This window comes from Oscillatoria sp. HE19RPO, assembly GCF_024220515.1.
GTDB lineage: Bacteria > Cyanobacteriota > Cyanobacteriia > Cyanobacteriales > Laspinemataceae > Laspinema.
On the sequence record NZ_JAMXOT010000080.1, the window covers coordinates 20,874 to 41,141 of the forward strand.

Below are 20,268 nucleotides of genomic sequence, written 5' to 3' on the forward strand. Positions count from 1 at the left end.
AGGGTATAAAATTTACAGGATAAAAAAGGTGAAGGGTGAAGCAGCCAGTCATGACTGTTGCCGCCTTCACCCCAATCGATTTTGATTGAATCAGTTAAACCGTTAATCAGTTAACCCATGCCGCCTGCGGCTTGGACCCGAGCTCTAGCTCGTTTGAGGGCTTGTTTGGCCTGAATTTGCTCTTGACGGGTACCCGTGGTCGAGCTATTCAGACGGGTTTCTGCTTCTGAATAAGCTTTTTTAGCTTCTTCTAGGTTAATTTTGTCGCCCTGTTCAGCACCGTTAACCAGGATGGTGACTTCGTTTTGCTCCACTTCAGCAAAACCCCCCATCAGGGCGATCGCCACCCAATCTTTATCGGCACGAACCCGCATTACACCCACATCGAGGGCAGTTAGCAAAGGAGCGTGTTCGCTGAGAATACCCAGTTGTCCTGTGGTACTTGGCAGAATCACTTCCTCAGCCTGAGAATCCCAGACCGTTTTATCTGGGGAAATCACGCGAACCGTTAATGTCATATTCCAGTTTTCAATTGTCAAGAGTTACTCGCGAATTCACCCGAGCTAATGGTTAATAGCGTCTAATTGTTATTAACCACTAGCAAGAGCGCGCGTTTAAGCAATTAGCCTTTCATTTTTTCGGCTTTGGCGATCGCTTCATTAATATCGCCCACCAAATAGAAGGCTTGTTCCGGCAGGTCATCCAGTTTTCCTGACAGAATCATCTGGAATCCTTTAATGGTGTCTTCCAGTTTCACATATTTACCGGGAGAGCCGGTGAACACTTCTGCCACAAAGAAGGGTTGGGACAAGAACCGTTCAATTTTCCGAGCCCGCGCCACAGTCAAGCGGTCATCTTCGGACAATTCATCTAAACCGAGAATGGCGATGATGTCTTGCAGTTCTTTATAGCGCTGCAAGGTGGCTTGCACGGCACGGGCGGTATCGTAGTGTTCTGCACCCACAACGCTGGGTTGCAGCATGGTGGAGGTAGAATCTAACGGATCCACAGCCGGGTAAATCCCTTTGGATGCCAAGCCCCGAGATAACACGGTGGTGGCATCTAAGTGAGCAAAGGTGGTCGCCGGTGCGGGGTCAGTTAAGTCATCCGCAGGAACGTAAACCGCTTGAATCGAGGTGATGGAACCTTCCGTGGTGGAGGTAATCCGCTCTTGGAGTTCACCCATCTCGGTGGCCAAGGTGGGCTGATATCCCACAGCAGAAGGCATCCGGCCTAACAGGGCGGATACTTCGGAACCGGCTTGCACGAAGCGGAAGATGTTGTCGATGAACAACAGCACGTCTTGCTTGTTAACGTCACGGAAATATTCCGCCATCGTTAGGGCCGAAAGACCGACGCGCATCCGGGCACCCGGGGGCTCGTTCATCTGACCGTAGACTAGGGCCACTTTCGATTCGCTGAGGTTATCGATGTTAATAACCTTGGATTCGATAAATTCGTTGTAAAGGTCATTTCCTTCACGGGTGCGCTCACCCACCCCACCAAAGACGGATACGCCGCCGTGGGCTTTGGCGATGTTGTTGATCAACTCTTGGATGATCACGGTTTTGCCGACTCCGGCTCCACCAAACAAACCGACTTTTCCACCCCGACGATAGGGAGCGAGTAAGTCGATGACTTTGATGCCCGTTTCTTGAATCGAAGGTTTGGTTTCGAGTTCGGTGAAGGCGGGGGCTGAACGGTGGATGGAGAAGTTCTGCTCGGCATTGACTGGCCCTTTGTTATCTACGGGTTCGCCAATGACGTTGAAAATTCGGCCTAGGGTGCAGGTTCCCACGGGAACGCTGATGGCTTTGCCGGTGTCCACGACTTCCATGCCGCGAACTAATCCGTCGGTTCCGCTCATGGCAACGGCACGAACTTGGTTGTCACCAAGTAACTGTTGCACTTCGCAAGTGACGGCAACTTCTTGTCCGGCATCATTTTTACCGGAAATTTTCAGCGCGTTGTAGATCTGTGGCATATTCCCGGCGGGAAATTTTGCATCTATAACGGGGCCGATAATTTGGGTGATGTGTCCTACGTTGGTTTTTTCTGCGGTGGCTACCATGCTTGGGTCTTTCTCGATAATTCTAGCTAAAGGGATCCGCTCTGACGCTCTGAGTTAGCGTTATTTTTGCCATCCTCAAGGGTATCACTAATTGGGATCGCCTGACACTTCTATTTTTGGTGATAGTTTTGGTGAATTGAAGTCACTTTTTTTAGTCCGGCTAAGAACCAAGGGGCGGGACATATTTCTGAGCGTTGCCTAGAAGTATTGCAAATTATTAATTAGAAATATAGGAAGACAATAGATAGGTTGAATAGAGGAAAGGTTCGGTTAGATCTTGAGCCTCTGGGTATTACCCGGGGTCATGATAGTTTTAGCGAAAAAGTGACTTCAAGAGTGACCCAATGCCCAGGAGTGCGATCGCCCTGAAGTGAAACCCGAAGAAGAATCGCCCCTGAATAGTTATTGCACCCTGAGAGTCAGAGCAATCGGTGGTGGATTCAGCCGTTAACCATCAAGTCAGCTTTATAGAGTATTTTAGTCCTGGGAACGGGAGGAGGATTTGCGGCCCTTGCGGAGGATGAGACCCCCCATAACCAAGGAGGCGATCGCTAAACCCGGTTCTGGAACTTTCTCCGAGTCTGGGGGTAGGGCCGTTCCCAACGACCGACCTTTCAAGAAAACAGCGGAATCCAGTTGGCCATCTCCAACATCTTTGATATTAATCGTGAGAGTATTTCTGGCATTTTGCAGCAGTAGTCCCTCAAAGGTCAGGGTTTGGGTAAAGCCATCCAGTTTAGTTAAGGTGTCAGATCCAGCCGGATTGTTGATATAGTCCGGGTGAAAAGGCCCTTCCGGCTTAGGCACTAGATTGTTAATCGTGACCTTTTTACCATCACTCAGCTTGGCAAGATTGGTTCCGTTGAGCAACAACTCAAAGGAATCATTGAATCCACTCCCTCCATATTCTACAAATTCCTCAGAACCAAACACATATTGGAAGAATAACTTACTAGCGGTCTGGTCCGCATCAAAGCTGATCTTTAGAGAAACCAAGTCAGGGGTGTCTTTATGGAAAAAATATGTACTCAGGTCACCGAGCAACTCAGTATTCGAAGTATTCGAAGTGATCAATTCGCGATCTACAGTATTTAGACCTGGTATTTCGCTGACTTGACCCGTACTGAGGACGATGCCTGAACCTAAGCCAAAGGGGTCATTTTCAAATAAACCCATTGCTTTTGACTCGCCCTCGATCATCATTGAGAAATTACTCAATCCATAGGTTTGACCAAGCAGTGCATCCAGCAAAGTTTGGGTATTGTTAGTCGAGGTAATCGTAAAGGCTTTAGCCGAGGGGCTAAAGAAAGTTATAGCAGCGGCTGATGTCAGTGCTGCTGCAATTGTAAAGTTTCTGTAAAGATTCATGATCGGATTGGAAGAATATATGATTCAAGTTTGGGTTAACTTTACTTTACCTCAAACTCACTAGATCTACTGAAAATTTAAGAATCCAAAAAGGTTAGCCGACTTGACCGAGGTATCATCAGGGCTGATGTCAGGGTCAACAGATTCTACGCCTCCAGTTTTAGGGATATGGCCAGTGGGAAAAGGGGTTAACCTGTGGGATTTTCGTCAGGGATACTCGACGGATCGAGAGCGAAATGCAACACCATAGGGGAGTTAATCGCGATCCCTAGCACTGCCGCGATAGTGGGAAGAAATGGGTTTTTCGATGTACTGATGAGAAGATGAGGAGCGATCCAGTTGGGGTTGATGCCAATTGGACCCGCAGAGTTTGATGTTGGGTTCATCTACCCCAAAACCCATCAGGAGCCAGGTAGACAGTAAAAGTGGAAGCATTAGATAGTATGTGTGGCAACTCACAGAAACCTGGGATACCTGTTGACACACCCTTAATGGATTGAGATTGAGAATTAAAGGTTGGGTGAATTGTTTCCCACCTTAGATCCTAACTCAAACTATCTCCAATTGAGGGATTTCAGTTCAAATCCTGGATTGAGAAGGCTCTGAGGGAGTTTCCTTTTAAGGAAAAGAAACTATCGGCTTCAAAAAATTTACTTTTCTTCATATTTCCGTAAAAATCCGGAGTTGCCTGCGCTCGTTTTTTTGTCTTAACTTTACAGAAAAAATATAAGAGCAACATGAAAACTTTACAAGGGGTTAGGATTGGGCCTCTGTGATTTGCCTGGGCTGTAGTTTAATGTCCCCTTATCTCCATCAAACGGGTGATTTCAAGTCTTCACGAAATTTTGTAAAAATCCGGGTAATACGAGAAATAAAAAGGGTAGGGTTTCGGGATTTTGTTGAGAACTGTCTCGGGATTAAATAGGCTCACCTCAAAGGGAAAAAGGGGTGGCTATCTAAACAATTCCCACCTCTGCTGTGGCAATCTTGTCAAGCATTTTGTCCGTTAGATTTTGGATGAGACTCTCAATTCCTTAGAAATATTCTGAAGAAATTGGGTTGTTAACCGCGACCGATCGCCCTTTTAGTCTGGAGGTACAGTAGGGGTTAGAAACGGGGTTGTTCACATCATCTCTGGGGTGACACCACCCAATCTGGGCCAAAAACCCGGTTTCTTGTTCCTTTTGGCTCAGATGAGATAAAAGATAGAGAATAATCAATCATGCCGATCGAGAGAGGAGATTCGCGAATCCCCCCTACATTTAGGGTTAGTTTTCAAAATATGCGTAAGTTCTATCTAGACTAAAAAAAGCGGGCCTCAATCAAGAAGCCAACTGGGAGGGGGATGCGATCGCCCATCTGAAGCAACCGGGAGAAGTTGGGATTAGGATGGGGGAGATTCGGGGGATGGGGGGGATAGGGGGGATAGGGGAGATTCGGAAGATAGGGGAGATTCGGAAGATAGGGGAGATTCGGGAGATTCGGAAGATTCGGAAGATGGGGGGGATGGGGGGGATGAGGGAGAGGCGGAAGATGGGGTAAATGAGGGTGAAGGGTTTTCCTCTTTGACTCTGCGGATGGGGAGATTAGCAATTAAGGCTGTGGCACGCTGGTTGTTTTCCAGGGAAATATCCAACCCTTCCAGGTCGAGTTCGACGTAGCGAGAGACCACCTGAAGTATTTCCTTTCGCATCGCCTCGACGGTATCCGGGTCGAGGTCAGCGCGATCGTGAGCCAGCACCAGTTTTAGACGACGCTTGACCTCCTCGCGACTATTGTCATCGCCAGTTCGAGGGAAAAGTCTTTCGATAAGTTCGCTAATCATGGTGCTAGGGGTGTGGTAGAGCCTTACATTATCTTACCCGAAAATCCGTTTCCGCAGACGACTAAAAAAGTTGTCCTGAGGAACGCGCATATCCAGAAACTCAACCTTTTCACCTTCTAAACGGCGAGCAATGTTGTCGAAGGCAACTCCTGCCACGGAGGGTTGATCGGCTAATACTAAAGGTTCGCCGCGATTGGTAGACACAATGACTCGTTCATCGTCGGGAATCACCCCGAGGAGGTTAACGGCGAGAATTTCCTGAACGTCCTCGACGGACATCATATCATTGGCTTCGACCATTGCGGGTTTGATGCGGTTGACAATCAGATTAATTTTCCTGACCCCATTGGCTTCGAGCAAGCCTACAACCCGGTCAGCATCTCGAACAGCGGCGATTTCGGGGGTGGTGACGATGATGGCTTCGGTGGCGGCGGCGATCGCATTTTGAAAGCCCATCTCAATCCCAGCGGGAGAGTCGATCACAATGTAGTCATACTTCCCGACTAATTGGCCGACAATTTGCTTCATCTGATCCGAGGTCACCACATCTTTCATGCGGTTTTGGGCTGCTGGTAACAAGGATAGGTTGGGCTGCCGCTTATCTTTGACTAATGCCTGCTCTAAGCGACATTGACCGGCGAGTACCTCGACGGCAGTGTAGACGATCCGGTTTTCCAATCCCAGAAGCAAGTCTAAATTTCGCAGGCCGAAATCGGCATCCACAACAGCAACGTTGCGGCCCCGTTTTGCTAGAGCCATACCTAGATTGGCTGTGGTGGTGGTTTTGCCCACTCCCCCTTTACCCGATGTGACGACTATAATGCGACTCATGTAATGAAGACGACTCTACAACTAACTGCTAGTGGATCGGTTGGTGTGTCTGACTCTCCCGGATCTTAAAGAAGAGAGGCAAAGCGACGGACCTTTTGGAAGGCTGTCACGATCGAACGAGCCGATTTAATTTAGCACGATCGCGGAACCCTTGGTTGAGTGGAATGCGATCGCTTAAGATTTTAATTCCAACTGAGCTTTAGAAAAATCAGCAGCTTTGGCAATTCGGATCCCTTCGGGAGAAACGTAGGCGACTTCTGGATAAAAGTCAGGGAGGGGTTCCGGTGCGCGCGCTACCCAGTCGGCAATCCGAATTTGGGTGGGTTCCATTTGGAGTGCCATGACGATGCATTGCTCGTTGCCATTGGCACCGGCTTGAGCAAGTCCGCGCAACCGTCCCCAAACTAGAATATCGCCATCGGCAATGATAGATCCGCCTGGGTTGACATCGCCGACGAGGATGACGTTACCCGGATGACGGATTTCGACGCCCGATCGCAAGGTGGTTTCCAGATACAGGGGGTCGGCGAGGGCTTTTCCCGTGGCGACGGGGTTGGGATTAAAAGGAGTAACCGTGGTGCGTTGTTCGACGGAATATCCGGCGGTGACGGCGGCAACGGCGGTTTGACGACGAGAGGTTTCGATGCGTTCTAGTTTGAGTTTGGATGCGGCGAGGGCTTCAGCGATCGCCTGGAGTTGTCTGCCATCTAATAAGCGGTCCTGAGCGATTAACTGCACGGAGGTGTCTGCTTGCCAAAAGCGATCGCCTGCATTCAGGCGATGTCGAATCTGTTGTAAAATTTCGGTCCAAGTCACCTGGGTTGTGGTATTGGCATCGTTACTGCTACTTTCGTTGGGCAATAGGAGTAAGAGGGTGCCGTCCTCTTGGGTTTTAAACCGAACTTGTGCATTAGGGGCGATCGCCTTGATCTCGGAAATCGCTTCGGGTTCGGTTTCCTTCGGTTCTCCCGGTTCGGAAACAGTGGACTCGGCTGGTTTATCTTGGGACTCTGCCGGTTCAGACAGGATGGACTTGTCCGAGTTGGTGGAAAGAAGATCCCCCGGTTCGGAAACGGTTGATTCGGTTGATTCGATAGGAGAGAGTGACGTATCAGAACTCATGCCAAATATTGCCTATTGCCATCCCGTTGATGGGATTGTACTTTCGATCCGCATGGATTTTAACATATTTGACGGGACTTGAGCGCTTTGGGATTGTTGGGGTGGCTTTAACTGGGGGCGATCGCCACGAATTGGGGTCACCCGGAGGAATGGGTCCTGTGGCAGTCGCTGCGGTTGCGGTTCTCAATCATTCCTGAATAGTGCATGAGATTGACCAAGGAATCGAGATTGACCAGAATATCTTCATAGAGGGGATGATTGTAATACCGTCTCGGGATTGATGTGGGAGTTTTATACTCGTCTAAACTTTCTCCGATTAAATAAGCATAGTCTAAGCCGATAATATTGCTAACGACCCAGTAGTTTACTGACACCATATCTCGGGCGAAAATTTCTATCAGTTGAGTTCCGGGATTACAAAAGACTGTATTGGTTAATCCAGCCCCATGAGGAGCGATAATGGCTTTGGCATTGGCAAATAAGGCGACTTGTTCGAGAAAGGAGAGAGATTCTAGGACAATGGGAACGAAACCGTAGGGGGATAACCGGGCGATGGTTTCATCTTCATTGAGGATGCGGCGATAACTGGCATGGCGACGACTGATATAGATGCGATCGGGGGTCTGTAGTCCCTGGGTTGCTGCTTTGTGTAGAAAGGATTCTCGCATAAACTGACAAGTCCAGGGAGACATTAATCCCACGTCTCCCGGTAAGGAGGGAACGACTAAGTTGGGGGTTTTGATATGGGGGAATTGAGAATTCTCGATAATTTTGTGATTCGGTATTCCCAGCAGATTTAAGGTTTCTCGCTGAAAGTGTAAATGACGACTATTAACCACGAAAAAATCAATGGTTTCTAATTTAATTCCTGCCAGCTCTAATAACTTTATCCTGGGCAATAAATCCGCCATCCAATGATAGTAAGTATTGCCTCCTCTCACGGATAAAAAGGCGGTCGTTCCTTCTAGGGGAGTGGGTGGGGGTAATTTTTCGGAAATAGCCAGGGTTGAGGCGCTGCCTTGACAAAGTTGGTCGATGAAGCGACCCTCTGAGTTAATCACTGCGGTGGAGTAGGAATCCCCCCAAGCGCGTCCGGAAGGAATCCAGGTGACAAATGTTTCGGGATTCTGATAGATTTCCCACCTAAAATAGGAATGAAGGCTGTTATTATATGTTTTGGGGGGCCAGAGTTTGACTGGACTTTTGAGATTAATTTCTATATATTGACCATTTCGGTACGTGGTAAATTTAGAGGAGATAGCAGTATCAGAAACCGAGGGGATAAACTCTGTCAGGAGCGAGTGAGTGATGAGATGAATCGCACAGGCTAAACCCTCTCCTATACGATTTTTGCGAATTAATGCTTGTCCTAAATTCAGATAAGCCGATTCAAAATCGGGCTGAATCATTAAGGTTTCAAGATAGGCAACAATCGCCTCATCCAGCCGTTCTTGTTCTAGGAAGACATTGCCTAAGTTAAAATAGGCAGATGGTAAGTTTGGGTCCAAGGCTAGGGCTTGTTGATATAAGGCTAGGGCTTTGCTTGGTTCCCCTTTTTTTCGCCACATCACTCCCAAGTTTAAGTAAGATTTGGTATGATTGTTGTCAATTTGCAAGGCTTTATTATAGCATAAAATTGCCTCTTCTACCTGGTTATTTTCAGAAAATTCACTGCCTAAATTTAATAAAAAATCCGCACCGATTAAATCCGGTTGGAGTTCTAGGGCTTTCAGGTAGCATCGCAGAGAGGGGGACAGATTACCTTGCGATCGCCAAATTTCTCCTAACCCTTGATAGCTGAGGGCAAAATCCGGCTGGAGTTTGATGATTTCCTGAAAAAGTAACCTTGCCTGGTGGGAATTTCCTTCCTGGAGATGCCTCTGAGCTTGTTGATATAGAAATGCCGTTTGTTGTCCGGATTCAGTCATAGAAATTGCTTGAATTTGATTCATAGGGATGAAAAAGTAGCAAATGCCAAAAATTCATAGTAGTAACCGCCGGAAATTTGACTTCCCGGCAGTCATAAATCTGGGAATTCTACTCGTAATTTTCTGTTAAGGGAACTCCAAAAAATAAAATCTCCAAAACGTTCGTAGTGACGGATCAACGGAGTAGCCCCGTCAATGTAGGGGCGCAAGCATTGCGCCCCTACAGATACCTTCCTTTCAGTTGAATGGTTGGATGATTTATATTTTGCAATCCGCTAAGAAGCATGAGTAAGTCGCTGGTAAACCGTCACTAATCCATCAGCATCGCCCACATTACCGGGAAATAAAACCACGGGTAAATTGGGAAATAAAGGATGATTTTCCGGAGTTTGAACCATCGAACATCCGGCAATAATTTGACCGAGGAGACGGGCGCTGGTTAAGGCTAATCCGGTACTTAAAACATCATTGGAGGTGATGCCTCCCTTGCTAATTAAAAATCCGATATCTTTAGGCAAACCGCGCACGACATCCATTAATAAGGTGGAAACGGCGACGCCAAATTCTAAGCGGGTTTGGACATTGGGAAAGACGAGTTCTTGGCGACTGGTATAAACTACGGGAGTGTTTCCCGCCTGGTGCGCTTTCTGGACTTGTTCCAGAATGGTTTGTAATAATTGTTCCCGTTGGGTGGGGGATTCTTCGAGTAAATGAGAGACGTCAATTTCAATGCCGGTGACGGAGGTTTCTAGGAGTAACCTTTCTAATTGTTGGGTGGTTTTTTTGACGTGAGAACCGACAATAATGGCCCCGGGTTTGGCTTGGCGCACAAATTGACCCATGTCGGTGGCGGGAACGGGTTGGGGTCCGAGATTGGCGAGGGAGGTCAGAAGACTGGCTGCACTGCGAAAGAGGAAGCGTTTCCCTTGACTGGCAGCAGCGATCGCCTCCGTAGCAAAAGAGTCCAAATCCCCTTGATTTTCTGCATCCACGGCACAACATCGGTTACCGGATAACTGCATTAACCGTTCTTGAAGGGAAGGATTTGTGCCGGTTTCAGAGGAACGCAAATCCGAGATTAAAAAGCAGTCAACTTCGGTGGCCCGAATGCGTCCCTTGGTTTTTTCGGCCACATAATCGGGAAGATAACTATATTGATATCCAAACACTGAATCTTTAGCAAATTCGGTTTCGTGAACCGGAGTTTCTACCCCATCAATGATCAGGTAATGGGTACTATTTTTGGTGATGCGTCCCCCTTCAAAGAAGGCGGGGACGAGGAAATGTGCATCGAAGGGACCGAGTTCTTCGGCGATCGCATCGGTTTCGATGGGATAATGTCCCCGGAGGGTGGAGTCGGAACGGCTGACAACCAGGAAGTCGGAGATATTTTCTGCTGCGAGTGCTTGTTTGAGGTTCTGGCAGACAAGGCGCGTGGTGGCATCAGCTTGATCCGGGGTCAGCGATCGCGTATTCGTGAGAACGAAGAAGATGGGGACTTCCTCGCGCAACCCCAGGCGCAAGGTTTCTACATCCCACTGAGTCAGCAAGAGGCAACTGTGGACGGTTTGGGAACCTGTGGGATCGTCATCGAGAACGATAATTTTCGGTTGAGTGTTCATGGTTATTTTTGACGCGATTGTTGCCATTTTCTCATCTTCGGGGAACAGGCGATCGCAATTCAACCCAGATTGGATGCAATTCCTGGAGAAAGCTGGCGACACCCTCGAACCCAATTGCTGTAAAAACAACCCAACCCGGAGAGTTTGAGAGCGCGAGTTTCTTGCGTGGTATTTAAAAACCTGTTAATAATGATGCCGTCTATCTTGGAGTTTTCTAAGTTCTCCTTGAGTATTTAAAGCAATCTGCAAGGCTTCATTCAGCAATCGTCCCCGTTCGCTGGCTTTGTCGCTCACTTGCAAGGCTTCGATCGCATTTAGATTATTGGCAAATAATTCAGGATTGCGTTCGATAAAGTTGCGGTTTTCTCTTAAAATGCGTTCGGTTCTTAAGGCGCGGATTAAATCCTGGCGGGTGAGTTTTAAGGCATCAATGATGTCATCGCGGTTGCTCAGTCGGACTCCGGGATTTCCCACATCTTCCAGGGAGTCATTGAGGTCGATCGCCTTAATTAAATCATTATAATTTTCGACATCATCGAGAAGTCCCAGAAGGGAATCCCCTTTCCGAGTATTATTTTTCAGCCACATAAACCGGGTGGCGATCGCTACGATGCAGGTGGTACTCGCTAGGGTTCCCAAAACAATCCAAGATGGCGCATTATTAAACGCTAAATCCAGGGGAACTCCTCTAATTTCCCAGGCAATCCAATCTCCCAAGGCTAAGAGGGCGATAAATAAAATAATGGTTAAACAACTAATGAGTAACGTCTCTTTATATAAAAAATTTGACCTTCTGTTAGGATTTTCCATCGTCGAAGGTCGAATTAACTCGTCTACGGACACCCCGCTGAGGCGTCTGAGTTCTCCTTTGCTAATTTCTAAGCCTTGTAAATCTCGTCGCACGGTGTGATGCTCCTATCGATAAAATTGCTACTTGATCATTCCAGTCAGGGGGATTAGCTCAGAGTATCCTTGCACTGTTCGCTATCTTAACAAACTCAGGGATGGGCTTTCTGTGCCGGATCTGATGATGGTTTTAGGTCGAGTCGGGACTGTGAGGAGAAGGGGATGGGGGTCTAGGGGACAATTTGCCAATTTCCTCATGGGCACTGAGGGCAATTTGCAAGGCTTCATTGAGCAGGCGTCCATGTTCGCTGGCTTTGTCGGTGACTTGTAAGGCAGCTAAAGCGGTCAAGTTGTTGGCAAAGATTTCGGGATTTCGGGCGATGAAACTTTTATGTTTGCGGAGAATTCGTTCAGTTCTTAAGGCGCGAATTAAATCTTCTTTGGTTAATTGAAGGGCTTGAATCACTTGTTCGCGATCGCGTAAATGAACGTCGGGATTTCCCACTTCTTCGAGGCGATCGTTGATATCAATGACGCGGATGATATCATTAAATCGCTCTACTTCATGCAACAATCCGGGCAGAGATTGGCCGACGTGCTTTTTCACCCAGAAAAACTGGACCAGTTTTGTGAGAAATAATCCCCCAATCAGTTGGGTGTTCAGGAATAACCCATGGAAGGGAAAGGTGAGATTTAAAAGGGCGATCGCCACGGGATAGGTTAAGCCGACTGCAAAGGCGACTAGAAACAGTAAATAGCGAATTAAACCCGGTGAATCGGGTCCGGGATCTAAACTGAGGAGGGTCGGGATAGAAAAGTGGTTAACCGCTTCAATATCCAAACCACTCAATCGTTTGAGTTCAGTTTTGGGGATGGGTAACTCTTTGAGGTCCGGTCGCACAGCGTGAATCTCCCTATCTTGTGGATAGTCCAGGAGCATGGATACTCCATGAGGCGATCGCCTGTTTTATTCTGGCACAGACCGAGGGGTTTGAGCAGAGTTCCGGGGAAGCACCTCTGAGGGTGACTATCAATAACTGGTATTTATTAGCAATAATTTTTAAAGAGGAGAAACAGACGGGGAGAATCTGCCAGTCCCTTGAAACTCCCGTCCCTGACTTGATATGAACCCTCGTCGGTTTCTTTTACCTCAATTTTACAAACCCTCTTGACAAACTCTCTAAATTTGATATAGGCTTTTTGAGAATCTTTATCAAATAACAGCATCAGGACCCGCCAGGGTTTCTGTTGTGGGTTCGAGGAACGTAAACGACATGGGTAATTTAATGGCTGCGGGCGGGATAGTCTCGGTACCGCTCCTGATTGCTTCAATTCTGGCATTAGCGCTGATTGCAGAGCGTCTATTCTTCTGGTTTCGGGTGAATCGCCGCCAGGGGAGAATGATCCGAGAAGTCTTGCAACTCTACCGCCAAGACCCCGATCTGGCGATGAAAAAGCTGCAACTGAATGCAGATTTACCAGTCGCCCGAATTTTTTTAGAGGCACTGGAGTTAGATGACCCCAATCCGGAAGAGTTTCGACTGGCCCTAGAAAGTGCGGCTCAGGCGGAATTTCCTCTGCTCAAGCGCTTCAATATGGTGTTTGAAACGATTATTAATGTCGCCCCGTTATTGGGGTTATTAGGAACGATTTTAGGCTTGATGCAATCCTTTGGCTCCCTGAGACTCGGAGACGTGGGAGGTAGCGATACCACCGGGGTAACCGGGGGGATTAGCGAGGCCCTCGTTTCGACAGTGATGGGATTAGTGGTGGCAATTTTTACCCTGCTGTTTGCCAATACGTTTCGCAGTTTTTATGTGCGACAGATTGCGTTAATTCAAGAAGTTGGGGGTCAGCTTGAGTTACTCTATCGTCATCGTTATGAAAGAGAACGAGGAGAACAAAAGTATGCGTCTACCCGATGAACCGGAAGCTCAAGCTCAGATTAATATTGTCCCGATGATTGACGTCATTTTTAGTATTTTGGCGTTTTTTATCATTTCTTCGATGTTTTTATCGAAATCCGAAGGATTGCCGGTGAATTTGCCCCAGGCATCTACGGCGGCGGTGCAAACGGAGACGGTGAAATTGACGATTTCTATTGATGCTGAGGGAGTGTTGATGCTGGATGAACAGGCAGTTGCCTTGGAGGATTTAGAGCAAGCGGTGCGCGATCGCATGAAGGCTGAACCTGTTTCGGTGGTGGTGTTAAAAGCGGATAAAACCGTGGAACATGGACAGGTGGTGGCAGTCATGGATCGGGTGCGTCGCATTGAAGGGGCAAAATTGGCGATCGCTGCTGAAAAGCCCTAATTCAACGTGCTTTTTTCGGGGCTGATTTCTGATTTTTAACGACAGGGTACAGTGGGGTTATCCCTAGAAATCAGCCGCGACTATTTCTTAAACTTATTTTATTGACTATAATTTACAATTATTCGGGGATAACTTAAAAGGGAAGAAGGGTGATGTCGCGAGTCTAAATTATGACGCCAATAGAATTGACATCAGTGGGACAGGACTTACGCAATCGTTAACATTAAACCCTAAATGTAGAGGCGATTCGCGAATCGCCTCTACATTTAGGGGCAATTTTCAAAATCTGCGTAAGTCCTACGGGAGCATCTTGCGCCGGACTACAGATCCGGCCCACAGGAAACCCTGAGGCACTTGAGCAAGTGCCTCAGGGTTTTCAGATAGAATTCAAAGGGTTGAATTACTGTGTGATGCGATCGCCGGTATTAGTAACGGTTAGAGGAAAAGTTACTGTTGCGACGACCACCGCCGCCACCGCCACCGAAGGAACTCCGGTTTTCCCGGGGTTTGGCTTTGTTGACCTTCATATCGCGACCCATCCATTCTGCACCATCGAGTGCTTCAATTGCCGCAGTTTCTTCAGTCTCACTCTTCATTTCCACAAAGGCAAAGCCGCGAGGACGGCCTGTTTCGCGGTCTGTCGGAAGATGAACTCGCTGGACCGAACCATATTCAGCAAAAACAGCACTTAAATCTTCTTGGGTTACTTCGTAAGAAAGGTTGCCTACATAAATAGACATGGGATGTCTCCAAAATTCACGAGTTGTAGAGTTTGAGATTTCGGAGAGAAGCTGCCAATACGAAAAGGGAAATACCTACTCAATACCAGAAACAAACGCTACTACCGAATTCACTCTCGACAGACATATTAGCACGCTTTGGTCAAAATGGGAACCCCTACAACGGCTTTTTACAAAAATTAACATTTCCCAGGAAGAGGTGAATGGCAATCAGGGGAGTTTTGGACTGGAATCCTTAGCAAGAAAGAGTTTCAGCTCAATCAATTGTCGGTTTATCCTCAACTTTAAGACCAGAGTGCATTCTAACAAAACAGTGTTCTTCACTGTTAGCCTAGGCTTGATTCAAAAGTTGTAACTGAGGATACAAAATGCCTTGGAGGTAATTCTAGGGGAGGCGATCGCCCCGGGTTCAAAGGCGTCACCTCTTCCCCAGAGGCAGATCTCAAAGGGTAGCTTGTGAGACCCGTGAAACAGGACGATTCTATTTTAGAGCAGAACCCTTTTCATCCCCAGGAAATTCCCCTGTAGAAAAAAATAGAGACGCAATCAATCGCGTCTCTAGGGCATTTACCGGACCTCAACCCCCAGCCGCAAAAGCGACCATCACCAAAGCAGAAAGCGCTAAACCGGGGGAAAGTAACAGCACAAGCATTAATAAATCATGAACAGTCATCAGATTTCTCCTGGAATTTGATAGGGACCGTTAATCCTAAATCCAGTTCTCAAAGACCTACTTTCCTGATTTAGCGCGCGCAGGCGGGCTTTGTCCGTATAGCCCCACCCTTGAGGGTGCGGGTTTTTGCAGACCTCCGAGTCCCGGATTTGGTATAAGCGGCAGTTTTCGCTGATCTTAGCACGGGTTGCCTCGATGCACCGAACCCTTTGTCCGAGGCAACCCCCGGGGATTGCCCCTCCAAACTTCTCCCGCTGAATTTTGTGCGGCAGTGGTTTTACTGTAACATTTTGTCAAATTGAGAGAAAAAACAGCGAACCATGAACCTCGAACTCTTGTTTAATGCCGGTAACCTCTTTGTCTTGCCCTTCTGGTTATTAATGATTGTCTTACCCAATTGGAAAGTCAGCCGCAAAGTGATGGAATCCTATCTGCCCTTTGTCCCCCTCGCCCTCTTGTATATTTATCTATTTTTCGGACAAGTGGATGCAGAAACCGCCCAAGCCATGTCTAATCCCACTCTGGCGGATATTGCCCGGTTTTTTGGCAATGAAGGGGCCGCAGCTACGGGCTGGACTCATTATTTAGTCATGGACTTGTTTGTAGGTCGTTGGATCTATTGGCAAGGACAGCAAACCGGGGTTTGGACGGCGCACTCCCTGCTGTTATGCTTGTTTGCAGGTCCGATGGGATTGTTATCTCATCTGGTTACTGCCGGGGTCACAGAAAAGTTTTTCCCCAAATCCTCGGACTCTGTAACGACTCCCGTTTCTGCGGAAGGATGAAGCGAGGGGACAAGTCCCGAATACTTTTCTCACATTTATTCAGGAAATAGATGATTAAATCTAGGACCAACGAAAATAGGGACAGGATTTACCCAGAGGTTGAAAACTAGCCCTGTCAAGGTGCATTGATTTGTCGGAGTAAATGCTTGCGCCCTCCGGAGGGCGCAAGCATTTACTCCGACAAGAAACAATGATTTTTCGTCATTAAATTTACCACCTTGACAGGGCTAGATGTTGAAAAACCCCCTTAAAATGTAGAGGCGATTCGCGAATCGCCTCTACATTTTAGGAATTAACTTTAAAAATTGCGTAAGTTCTGTAGGGGGAGATAACCCGATCTTTGGGGGCAGGATATTAAGACTGCCTCTAAGACATCGTTGTTTCTATTTCAGTCTTGAAATCAAAATCATTTAACCAAAATAAACGCAAGAACATGATGCTCAAAAGTGAATTGGGTCGAGAACTGTGTGGCGAGTTAGCAACGGCTGAATCTCGCGAATGGCTGGTTACCAATGGGACAGGCAGCTATGCATCGGGTACGGTTGCCGGACTGCTAACACGCCGCTATCACGGATTACTGATGGCGGCACTTCATCCGCCTTTGGGTCATACCCTGCTGTTTTCTAAACTGGATGAAGTGGCGAGTTATGGGAGTGAAGATTATCCTTTATTTACGAATCGATGGGCGGATGGGACGGTAGAACCGCGAGGATATCAGGTTATAGAACGGTTTCATTTAGAGGGTTCTATTCCGGTGTGGAGTTATGGGTTTGGGGATGCGTTGTTAGAAAAGCGGATTTGGATGCAGCAGGGGGAAAATACTACTTATATTTCTTATACCCTACGCCGGTCCAGTTTGCCGATTACTTTGACGATGAAAGGGTTTGCGACTTATCGCGATCGCCATCATACCACCCAAGAAAATAGCTGGTTGATGCAGGTGGAGTCGGTGAAGTCGGGTCTGTGTATTACGGCCTTTCCCGGGGCGGTTCCCTTCTATTTGTATGCCGTTGGAGGCGCAGTCAGTCCAGCGCATCAGTGGCATTATGGGTTTGATTTGGCGGTGGAAAAGAGTCGCGGAGGGGACTGCCTGGAAGATTTACTGCAAGTGGCAACCATTCAAGGTGAGTTACAACCGGGACAATCTTTGGCGATCGCCGTGAGTACGGATTGCAATGCCCGTTTAGGAGTAGAAAGCGCCTTACAGTCTCGCAGGGAGTTGGATCAACAGTTAATCAAACGCGCCCTCAAAGGGAAAGGACTCAAAGGCAAAAAAGGAAAAGTGTATCAGTTGTCCCGAAAATCCCCGGAGTGGGTGCGTGAGCTTGTGTTGGCTGCCGATCGCTTTATTGTCGATCGCCCTTACCCAGACAATCCCGATGGCAAAACCATTATTGCCGGATATCCTTGGTTTGGGGATTGGGGACGGGACATGGCGATCGCCTTGCCCGGTTTAACCCTTTGTACCGGGCGTCCAGAGATTGGCAAATTGATTCTGCAAACCTTTGCCCAGTATGTGGATCAGGGAATGTTGCCCAATCGGTTTCCCGATCATGGAGAAACCCCGGATTACAATACCGTGGATGCGACTCTGTGGTATTTTCAAGCCATCCGGGCCTACTATCATGCTACAAAAGATAAAAAGCTGCTGAAAGAATTATGGCCGGTATTGAAAGAGATTATCCACTGGCATCAACAAGGCACAAGATATCAGATTCAGATGGATCCGGCAGATGGATTGCTCTATGCCGGGGAAGCAGGAGTGCAACTGACTTGGATGGATGCGAAAGTGGGCGAGTGGGTGGTGACTCCGCGTCAGGGTAAGGCCGTAGAGGTGAATGCGTTGTGGTATAATGCATTGCGGACAATGGCGGAGTTTGCCCGGAAGTTAGGAAAGCCCGAGGGAGACTATCGGAAGTTAGGCGATCGCGCCCTAGCGGGATTCGATCGCTTCTGGGATGAAGGGTTGGGATATTGTTACGATGTGATTGATACAGCCAATGGCAATGATGCATCCTTGCGCCCGAATCAGATTTTTGCGGTATCTTTACCCGATAGTCCGTTACCGGGGAACCGTCAAAGAGCGGTGGTTGAGGCTTGTGGGCGATCGCTGCTCACGTCTTACGGATTACGGAGTCTGGCAGCGACGGACTCCAATTATATCGGACATTACGGGGGAACCCTCCTGGAAAGGGATGGCGCTTACCATCAAGGAACTGTCTGGGGATGGCTAATTGGACCTTATATTTCAGCCTATCTGCGTGTCACAAAGGACCCGAAAACTGCGGCTACATTTCTTACTCCCCTTGCCAATCATTTGTTAGAAGCTTGTATCGGTAATCTCAGTGAGATTTTTGACGGAGATGCGCCGATGACCCCGAATGGGGCTTTCGCTCAAGCGTGGACGGTGGCAGAAGTGCTGCGGGTTGTGGCTGAATTAAAGATAGAAGAGTAAGCTAGGGGGCGATCGCCATCTCGGTCAACTCTGACCCGGTGAAGGGTAGCCCTGTCAAGGTGTATTTGTCGGAGTAAATGCTTGCGCCCTCCGGAGGGCGCAAGCATTTACTCCGACATGACATAACGATTTTTTGTCATTAAATTTATCACCAATTCAGGGCTACCTCTTCACCGGGTCAGAATTTATATTTTGTTAAACCCTGAACCCCCTTGAAATGAGGAGATTTCCTGAGATTTCTGTGCCGTTCAAGCCTGTTCCTGATTTCAAATATCAGCCGAAAGTAGGCCCACGAAAAAGGCGATCGCGTTTATGATATGGAAAAGTTTGCCAATTTTGCCAAAAGGGTTAGCATCATGTCAGTTCAAAAAATAGCCGTTGCCGTCATTCATGGCATGGGTTCGGGAGATCTGGATGTGGATGAAGGGAGGTTAGAACAACCAAAATATTTTAGCAGATTATCCCGTAAAATCATTGAAAGATTTGCCCAGGAGTTGAAAATTTCCCCAGAAGAAGCGGAATCCCGATTAGTGTTTGAATATATTTATTGGGCACCGTTGCTGCAACCGGAACAACGGGAGTTATGGGACAAAGTGCAGGGAGAGAATTTGCGGTTTGAATGGTTGCGGTTTTTTTTCATCAATGTTATAGGAGATACGATCGCCTATCAAGTCACCTCGGAACGCGATCGCCGTCTGTATGATCGGATTCACGGCAGGGTTGCGGACAGTTTGCGAACTTTAGCGGAAAAAGCGGGTCCCACCGCCCCCCTCTGCACCGTTGCTCATAGTTTGGGGTCGGTGATTGCCAGCAATTACTTTTACGATCTTCAGGAATTTCGGCGGACCCAGGGGAGTAGAGTGCTGATGCCTGAATCCGTGAGGAATCAGATGGAAAATACCCCGTTAGAACGGGGGGAAACCTTGAGTTTATTTTATAGTCTCGGAAGTCCGATCGCCCTGTGGAGTTTGCATCAAAAGTTTGACCGTCCCATCCAGGTTCCAGCGAAGCAGTTATCGACTTATCATCCGGATTTAGTCGGTGAATGGGTTAATTTTTATGACCCCAATGATATTATTTCCTATCCGCTCAAACCCCTGAGTCCTGAATATGAACAGGTGGTGACGGCAGATTGGCCGGTGAATGTGGGGAATGTATTAACCAGTTGGAATCCGCTGTCTCATGTCGGCTATTGGAGCAATGACTTTATTACAGGTGCGATCGCTGAAGCGTTAGCGAGTACCTGGAAAGTTGTGAATCCGGACTACTTCCCGGCGATCGCGCAGTAGTCTGAAACTGGCTATCTCGGCCCGTCTAAATCATTCTGAACCTAAAATTCAGGAGTGGGTGCATCTTGCTCCCTTCTACGATTATATCATGTTTGCTCGATCGCTCAGAGTGACCTAACCCCCCAACCCCCTTCCCTGAGAGGGAAGGGGGAGAAGAGGGAGAGGGAGAAATGGTTTTTTAGGTTATACGGAATCCGGTTGTCAAAGGTCTGTAAAAACCCGCACCCGTCAACGGTGGGGCTATACGGACGAAGCGGTGCCTGCGCGGGCTAAAAGGGAAAACCGACTTTTACCAACCGGATTTGGTATTACTCCACAACTCCCTATAAGGCGATCGCAAAATATAAATCCTCCAAACGTTCAAAGGTATGTGTAGGGGCGCAATGCTTGCGCCCAAAAG

The 20,268-nt window shown here is 47.9% G+C and carries 18 protein-coding genes; 6 read left to right on the forward strand and 12 right to left on the reverse strand.

Annotation, left to right across the window (positions count from 1 at the left end; all coding sequences use genetic code 11):
* Positions 1 to 110 precede the first annotated feature (110 nt).
* From atpC to NG833_RS08345, 11 genes are all read right to left on the reverse strand, one after another.
* Entirely contained in the window at positions 111 to 518 is a 408-nt protein-coding gene (gene atpC, locus NG833_RS08295) for an ATP synthase F1 subunit epsilon (protein WP_254564838.1), read from the reverse strand.
* A 104-nt stretch (positions 519 to 622) separates the two neighbouring features.
* The gene (atpD, locus tag NG833_RS08300; protein ID WP_254564822.1) at positions 623 to 2,071 is read right to left on the reverse strand and encodes a F0F1 ATP synthase subunit beta; all 1,449 of its coding nucleotides are present in this window, start codon (positions 2,069 to 2,071) and stop codon (positions 623 to 625) included.
* Between the two features lie 477 nt (positions 2,072 to 2,548).
* The gene (locus NG833_RS08305) at positions 2,549 to 3,439 is read right to left on the reverse strand and encodes a choice-of-anchor L domain-containing protein (protein ID WP_254564823.1); all 891 of its coding nucleotides are present in this window, start codon (positions 3,437 to 3,439) and stop codon (positions 2,549 to 2,551) included.
* A 255-nt stretch (positions 3,440 to 3,694) separates the two neighbouring features.
* Positions 3,695 to 3,874, reverse strand: a complete 180-nt coding sequence (locus NG833_RS08310; RefSeq protein ID WP_254564824.1) for a hypothetical protein — start codon at positions 3,872 to 3,874, stop codon at positions 3,695 to 3,697.
* A gap of 949 nt (positions 3,875 to 4,823) precedes the next feature.
* Positions 4,824 to 5,264: a cell division topological specificity factor MinE gene (gene minE, locus NG833_RS08315; protein WP_254564825.1), complete on the reverse strand. Its 441-nt coding sequence runs from the start codon at positions 5,262 to 5,264 to the stop codon at positions 4,824 to 4,826.
* 33 nt (positions 5,265 to 5,297) lie between these two features.
* The gene (minD, locus tag NG833_RS08320) at positions 5,298 to 6,095 is read right to left on the reverse strand and encodes a septum site-determining protein MinD (protein WP_254564826.1); all 798 of its coding nucleotides are present in this window, start codon (positions 6,093 to 6,095) and stop codon (positions 5,298 to 5,300) included.
* A 174-nt stretch (positions 6,096 to 6,269) separates the two neighbouring features.
* Entirely contained in the window at positions 6,270 to 7,217 is a 948-nt protein-coding gene (minC, locus tag NG833_RS08325; protein ID WP_254564827.1) for a septum site-determining protein MinC, read from the reverse strand.
* A 137-nt stretch (positions 7,218 to 7,354) separates the two neighbouring features.
* Positions 7,355 to 9,169 carry a tetratricopeptide repeat protein gene (locus NG833_RS08330; RefSeq protein WP_254564828.1) on the reverse strand — a complete coding sequence of 605 codons (1,815 nt, stop codon included), beginning with the start codon at positions 9,167 to 9,169 and terminating at the stop codon, positions 7,355 to 7,357.
* Between the two features lie 251 nt (positions 9,170 to 9,420).
* Positions 9,421 to 10,767 carry a four-carbon acid sugar kinase family protein gene (locus NG833_RS08335; protein ID WP_254564829.1) on the reverse strand — a complete coding sequence of 449 codons (1,347 nt, stop codon included), beginning with the start codon at positions 10,765 to 10,767 and terminating at the stop codon, positions 9,421 to 9,423.
* Between the two features lie 183 nt (positions 10,768 to 10,950).
* Entirely contained in the window at positions 10,951 to 11,670 is a 720-nt protein-coding gene (locus NG833_RS08340) for a hypothetical protein (RefSeq protein ID WP_254564830.1), read from the reverse strand.
* Positions 11,671 to 11,803: 133 nt separating this feature from the next.
* The gene (locus NG833_RS08345) at positions 11,804 to 12,514 is read right to left on the reverse strand and encodes a hypothetical protein (protein ID WP_254564831.1); all 711 of its coding nucleotides are present in this window, start codon (positions 12,512 to 12,514) and stop codon (positions 11,804 to 11,806) included.
* Positions 12,515 to 12,534: 20 nt separating this feature from the next.
* Here NG833_RS08345 and NG833_RS08350 point away from each other — a divergent pair, with 20 nt between their 5' ends.
* The 3 genes from NG833_RS08350 to NG833_RS08360 all read left to right on the forward strand — a co-directional run bounded on the left by NG833_RS08350 (position 12,535) and on the right by NG833_RS08360 (position 13,926).
* Entirely contained in the window at positions 12,535 to 12,741 is a 207-nt protein-coding gene (locus NG833_RS08350) for a hypothetical protein (RefSeq protein ID WP_254564832.1), read from the forward strand.
* 146 nt (positions 12,742 to 12,887) lie between these two features.
* Positions 12,888 to 13,538: a MotA/TolQ/ExbB proton channel family protein gene (locus tag NG833_RS08355; RefSeq protein WP_254564833.1), complete on the forward strand. Its 651-nt coding sequence runs from the start codon at positions 12,888 to 12,890 to the stop codon at positions 13,536 to 13,538.
* Positions 13,522 to 13,926, forward strand: a complete 405-nt coding sequence (locus NG833_RS08360) for a biopolymer transporter ExbD (protein WP_254564834.1) — start codon at positions 13,522 to 13,524, stop codon at positions 13,924 to 13,926. Before NG833_RS08355 ends, NG833_RS08360 begins: the two co-directional genes overlap by 17 nt.
* 425 nt (positions 13,927 to 14,351) lie before the next feature.
* Here the strand turns inward: NG833_RS08360 and NG833_RS08365 are convergent, their stop codons facing one another.
* Positions 14,352 to 14,666 (reverse strand): RNA-binding protein, encoded by a 315-nt coding sequence (locus tag NG833_RS08365; RefSeq protein WP_254564835.1) that lies wholly within the window; start codon positions 14,664 to 14,666, stop codon positions 14,352 to 14,354.
* 993 nt (positions 14,667 to 15,659) lie between these two features.
* Here NG833_RS08365 and NG833_RS08370 point away from each other — a divergent pair.
* From NG833_RS08370 to NG833_RS08380, 3 genes are all read left to right on the forward strand, one after another.
* Entirely contained in the window at positions 15,660 to 16,124 is a 465-nt protein-coding gene (locus NG833_RS08370; protein ID WP_254564836.1) for an ABA4-like family protein, read from the forward strand.
* Positions 16,125 to 16,560: 436 nt separating this feature from the next.
* The gene (locus NG833_RS08375; RefSeq protein ID WP_254564839.1) at positions 16,561 to 18,579 is read left to right on the forward strand and encodes an amylo-alpha-1,6-glucosidase; all 2,019 of its coding nucleotides are present in this window, start codon (positions 16,561 to 16,563) and stop codon (positions 18,577 to 18,579) included.
* Between the two features lie 356 nt (positions 18,580 to 18,935).
* Positions 18,936 to 19,868, forward strand: coding sequence for a hypothetical protein (locus NG833_RS08380; protein ID WP_254564837.1), 933 nt, complete (start codon positions 18,936 to 18,938; stop codon positions 19,866 to 19,868).
* Positions 19,869 to 20,268 lie beyond the last annotated feature (400 nt).

Excerpts from the sequence above, each read along its gene's own strand:
- atpC (WP_254564838.1), bottom strand. The coding sequence starts at position 518 with ATGACATTAACGGTTCGCGTGATTTCCCCAGATAAAACGGTCTGGGAT.
- atpD (WP_254564822.1), bottom strand. The coding sequence starts at position 2,071 with ATGGTAGCCACCGCAGAAAAAACCAACGTAGGACACATCACCCAAATT.
- NG833_RS08305 (WP_254564823.1), bottom strand. The coding sequence starts at position 3,439 with ATGAATCTTTACAGAAACTTTACAATTGCAGCAGCACTGACATCAGCC.
- NG833_RS08310 (WP_254564824.1), bottom strand. The coding sequence starts at position 3,874 with ATGCTTCCACTTTTACTGTCTACCTGGCTCCTGATGGGTTTTGGGGTA.
- minE (WP_254564825.1), bottom strand. The coding sequence starts at position 5,264 with ATGATTAGCGAACTTATCGAAAGACTTTTCCCTCGAACTGGCGATGAC.
- minD (WP_254564826.1), bottom strand. The coding sequence starts at position 6,095 with ATGAGTCGCATTATAGTCGTCACATCGGGTAAAGGGGGAGTGGGCAAA.
- minC (WP_254564827.1), bottom strand. The coding sequence starts at position 7,217 with ATGAGTTCTGATACGTCACTCTCTCCTATCGAATCAACCGAATCAACC.
- NG833_RS08330 (WP_254564828.1), bottom strand. The coding sequence starts at position 9,169 with ATGAATCAAATTCAAGCAATTTCTATGACTGAATCCGGACAACAAACG.
- NG833_RS08335 (WP_254564829.1), bottom strand. The coding sequence starts at position 10,767 with ATGAACACTCAACCGAAAATTATCGTTCTCGATGACGATCCCACAGGT.
- NG833_RS08355 (WP_254564833.1), top strand. The coding sequence starts at position 12,888 with ATGGGTAATTTAATGGCTGCGGGCGGGATAGTCTCGGTACCGCTCCTG.
- NG833_RS08360 (WP_254564834.1), top strand. The coding sequence starts at position 13,522 with ATGCGTCTACCCGATGAACCGGAAGCTCAAGCTCAGATTAATATTGTC.
- NG833_RS08365 (WP_254564835.1), bottom strand. The coding sequence starts at position 14,666 with ATGTCTATTTATGTAGGCAACCTTTCTTACGAAGTAACCCAAGAAGAT.
- NG833_RS08370 (WP_254564836.1), top strand. The coding sequence starts at position 15,660 with ATGAACCTCGAACTCTTGTTTAATGCCGGTAACCTCTTTGTCTTGCCC.
- NG833_RS08375 (WP_254564839.1), top strand. The coding sequence starts at position 16,561 with ATGCTCAAAAGTGAATTGGGTCGAGAACTGTGTGGCGAGTTAGCAACG.
- NG833_RS08380 (WP_254564837.1), top strand. The coding sequence starts at position 18,936 with ATGTCAGTTCAAAAAATAGCCGTTGCCGTCATTCATGGCATGGGTTCG.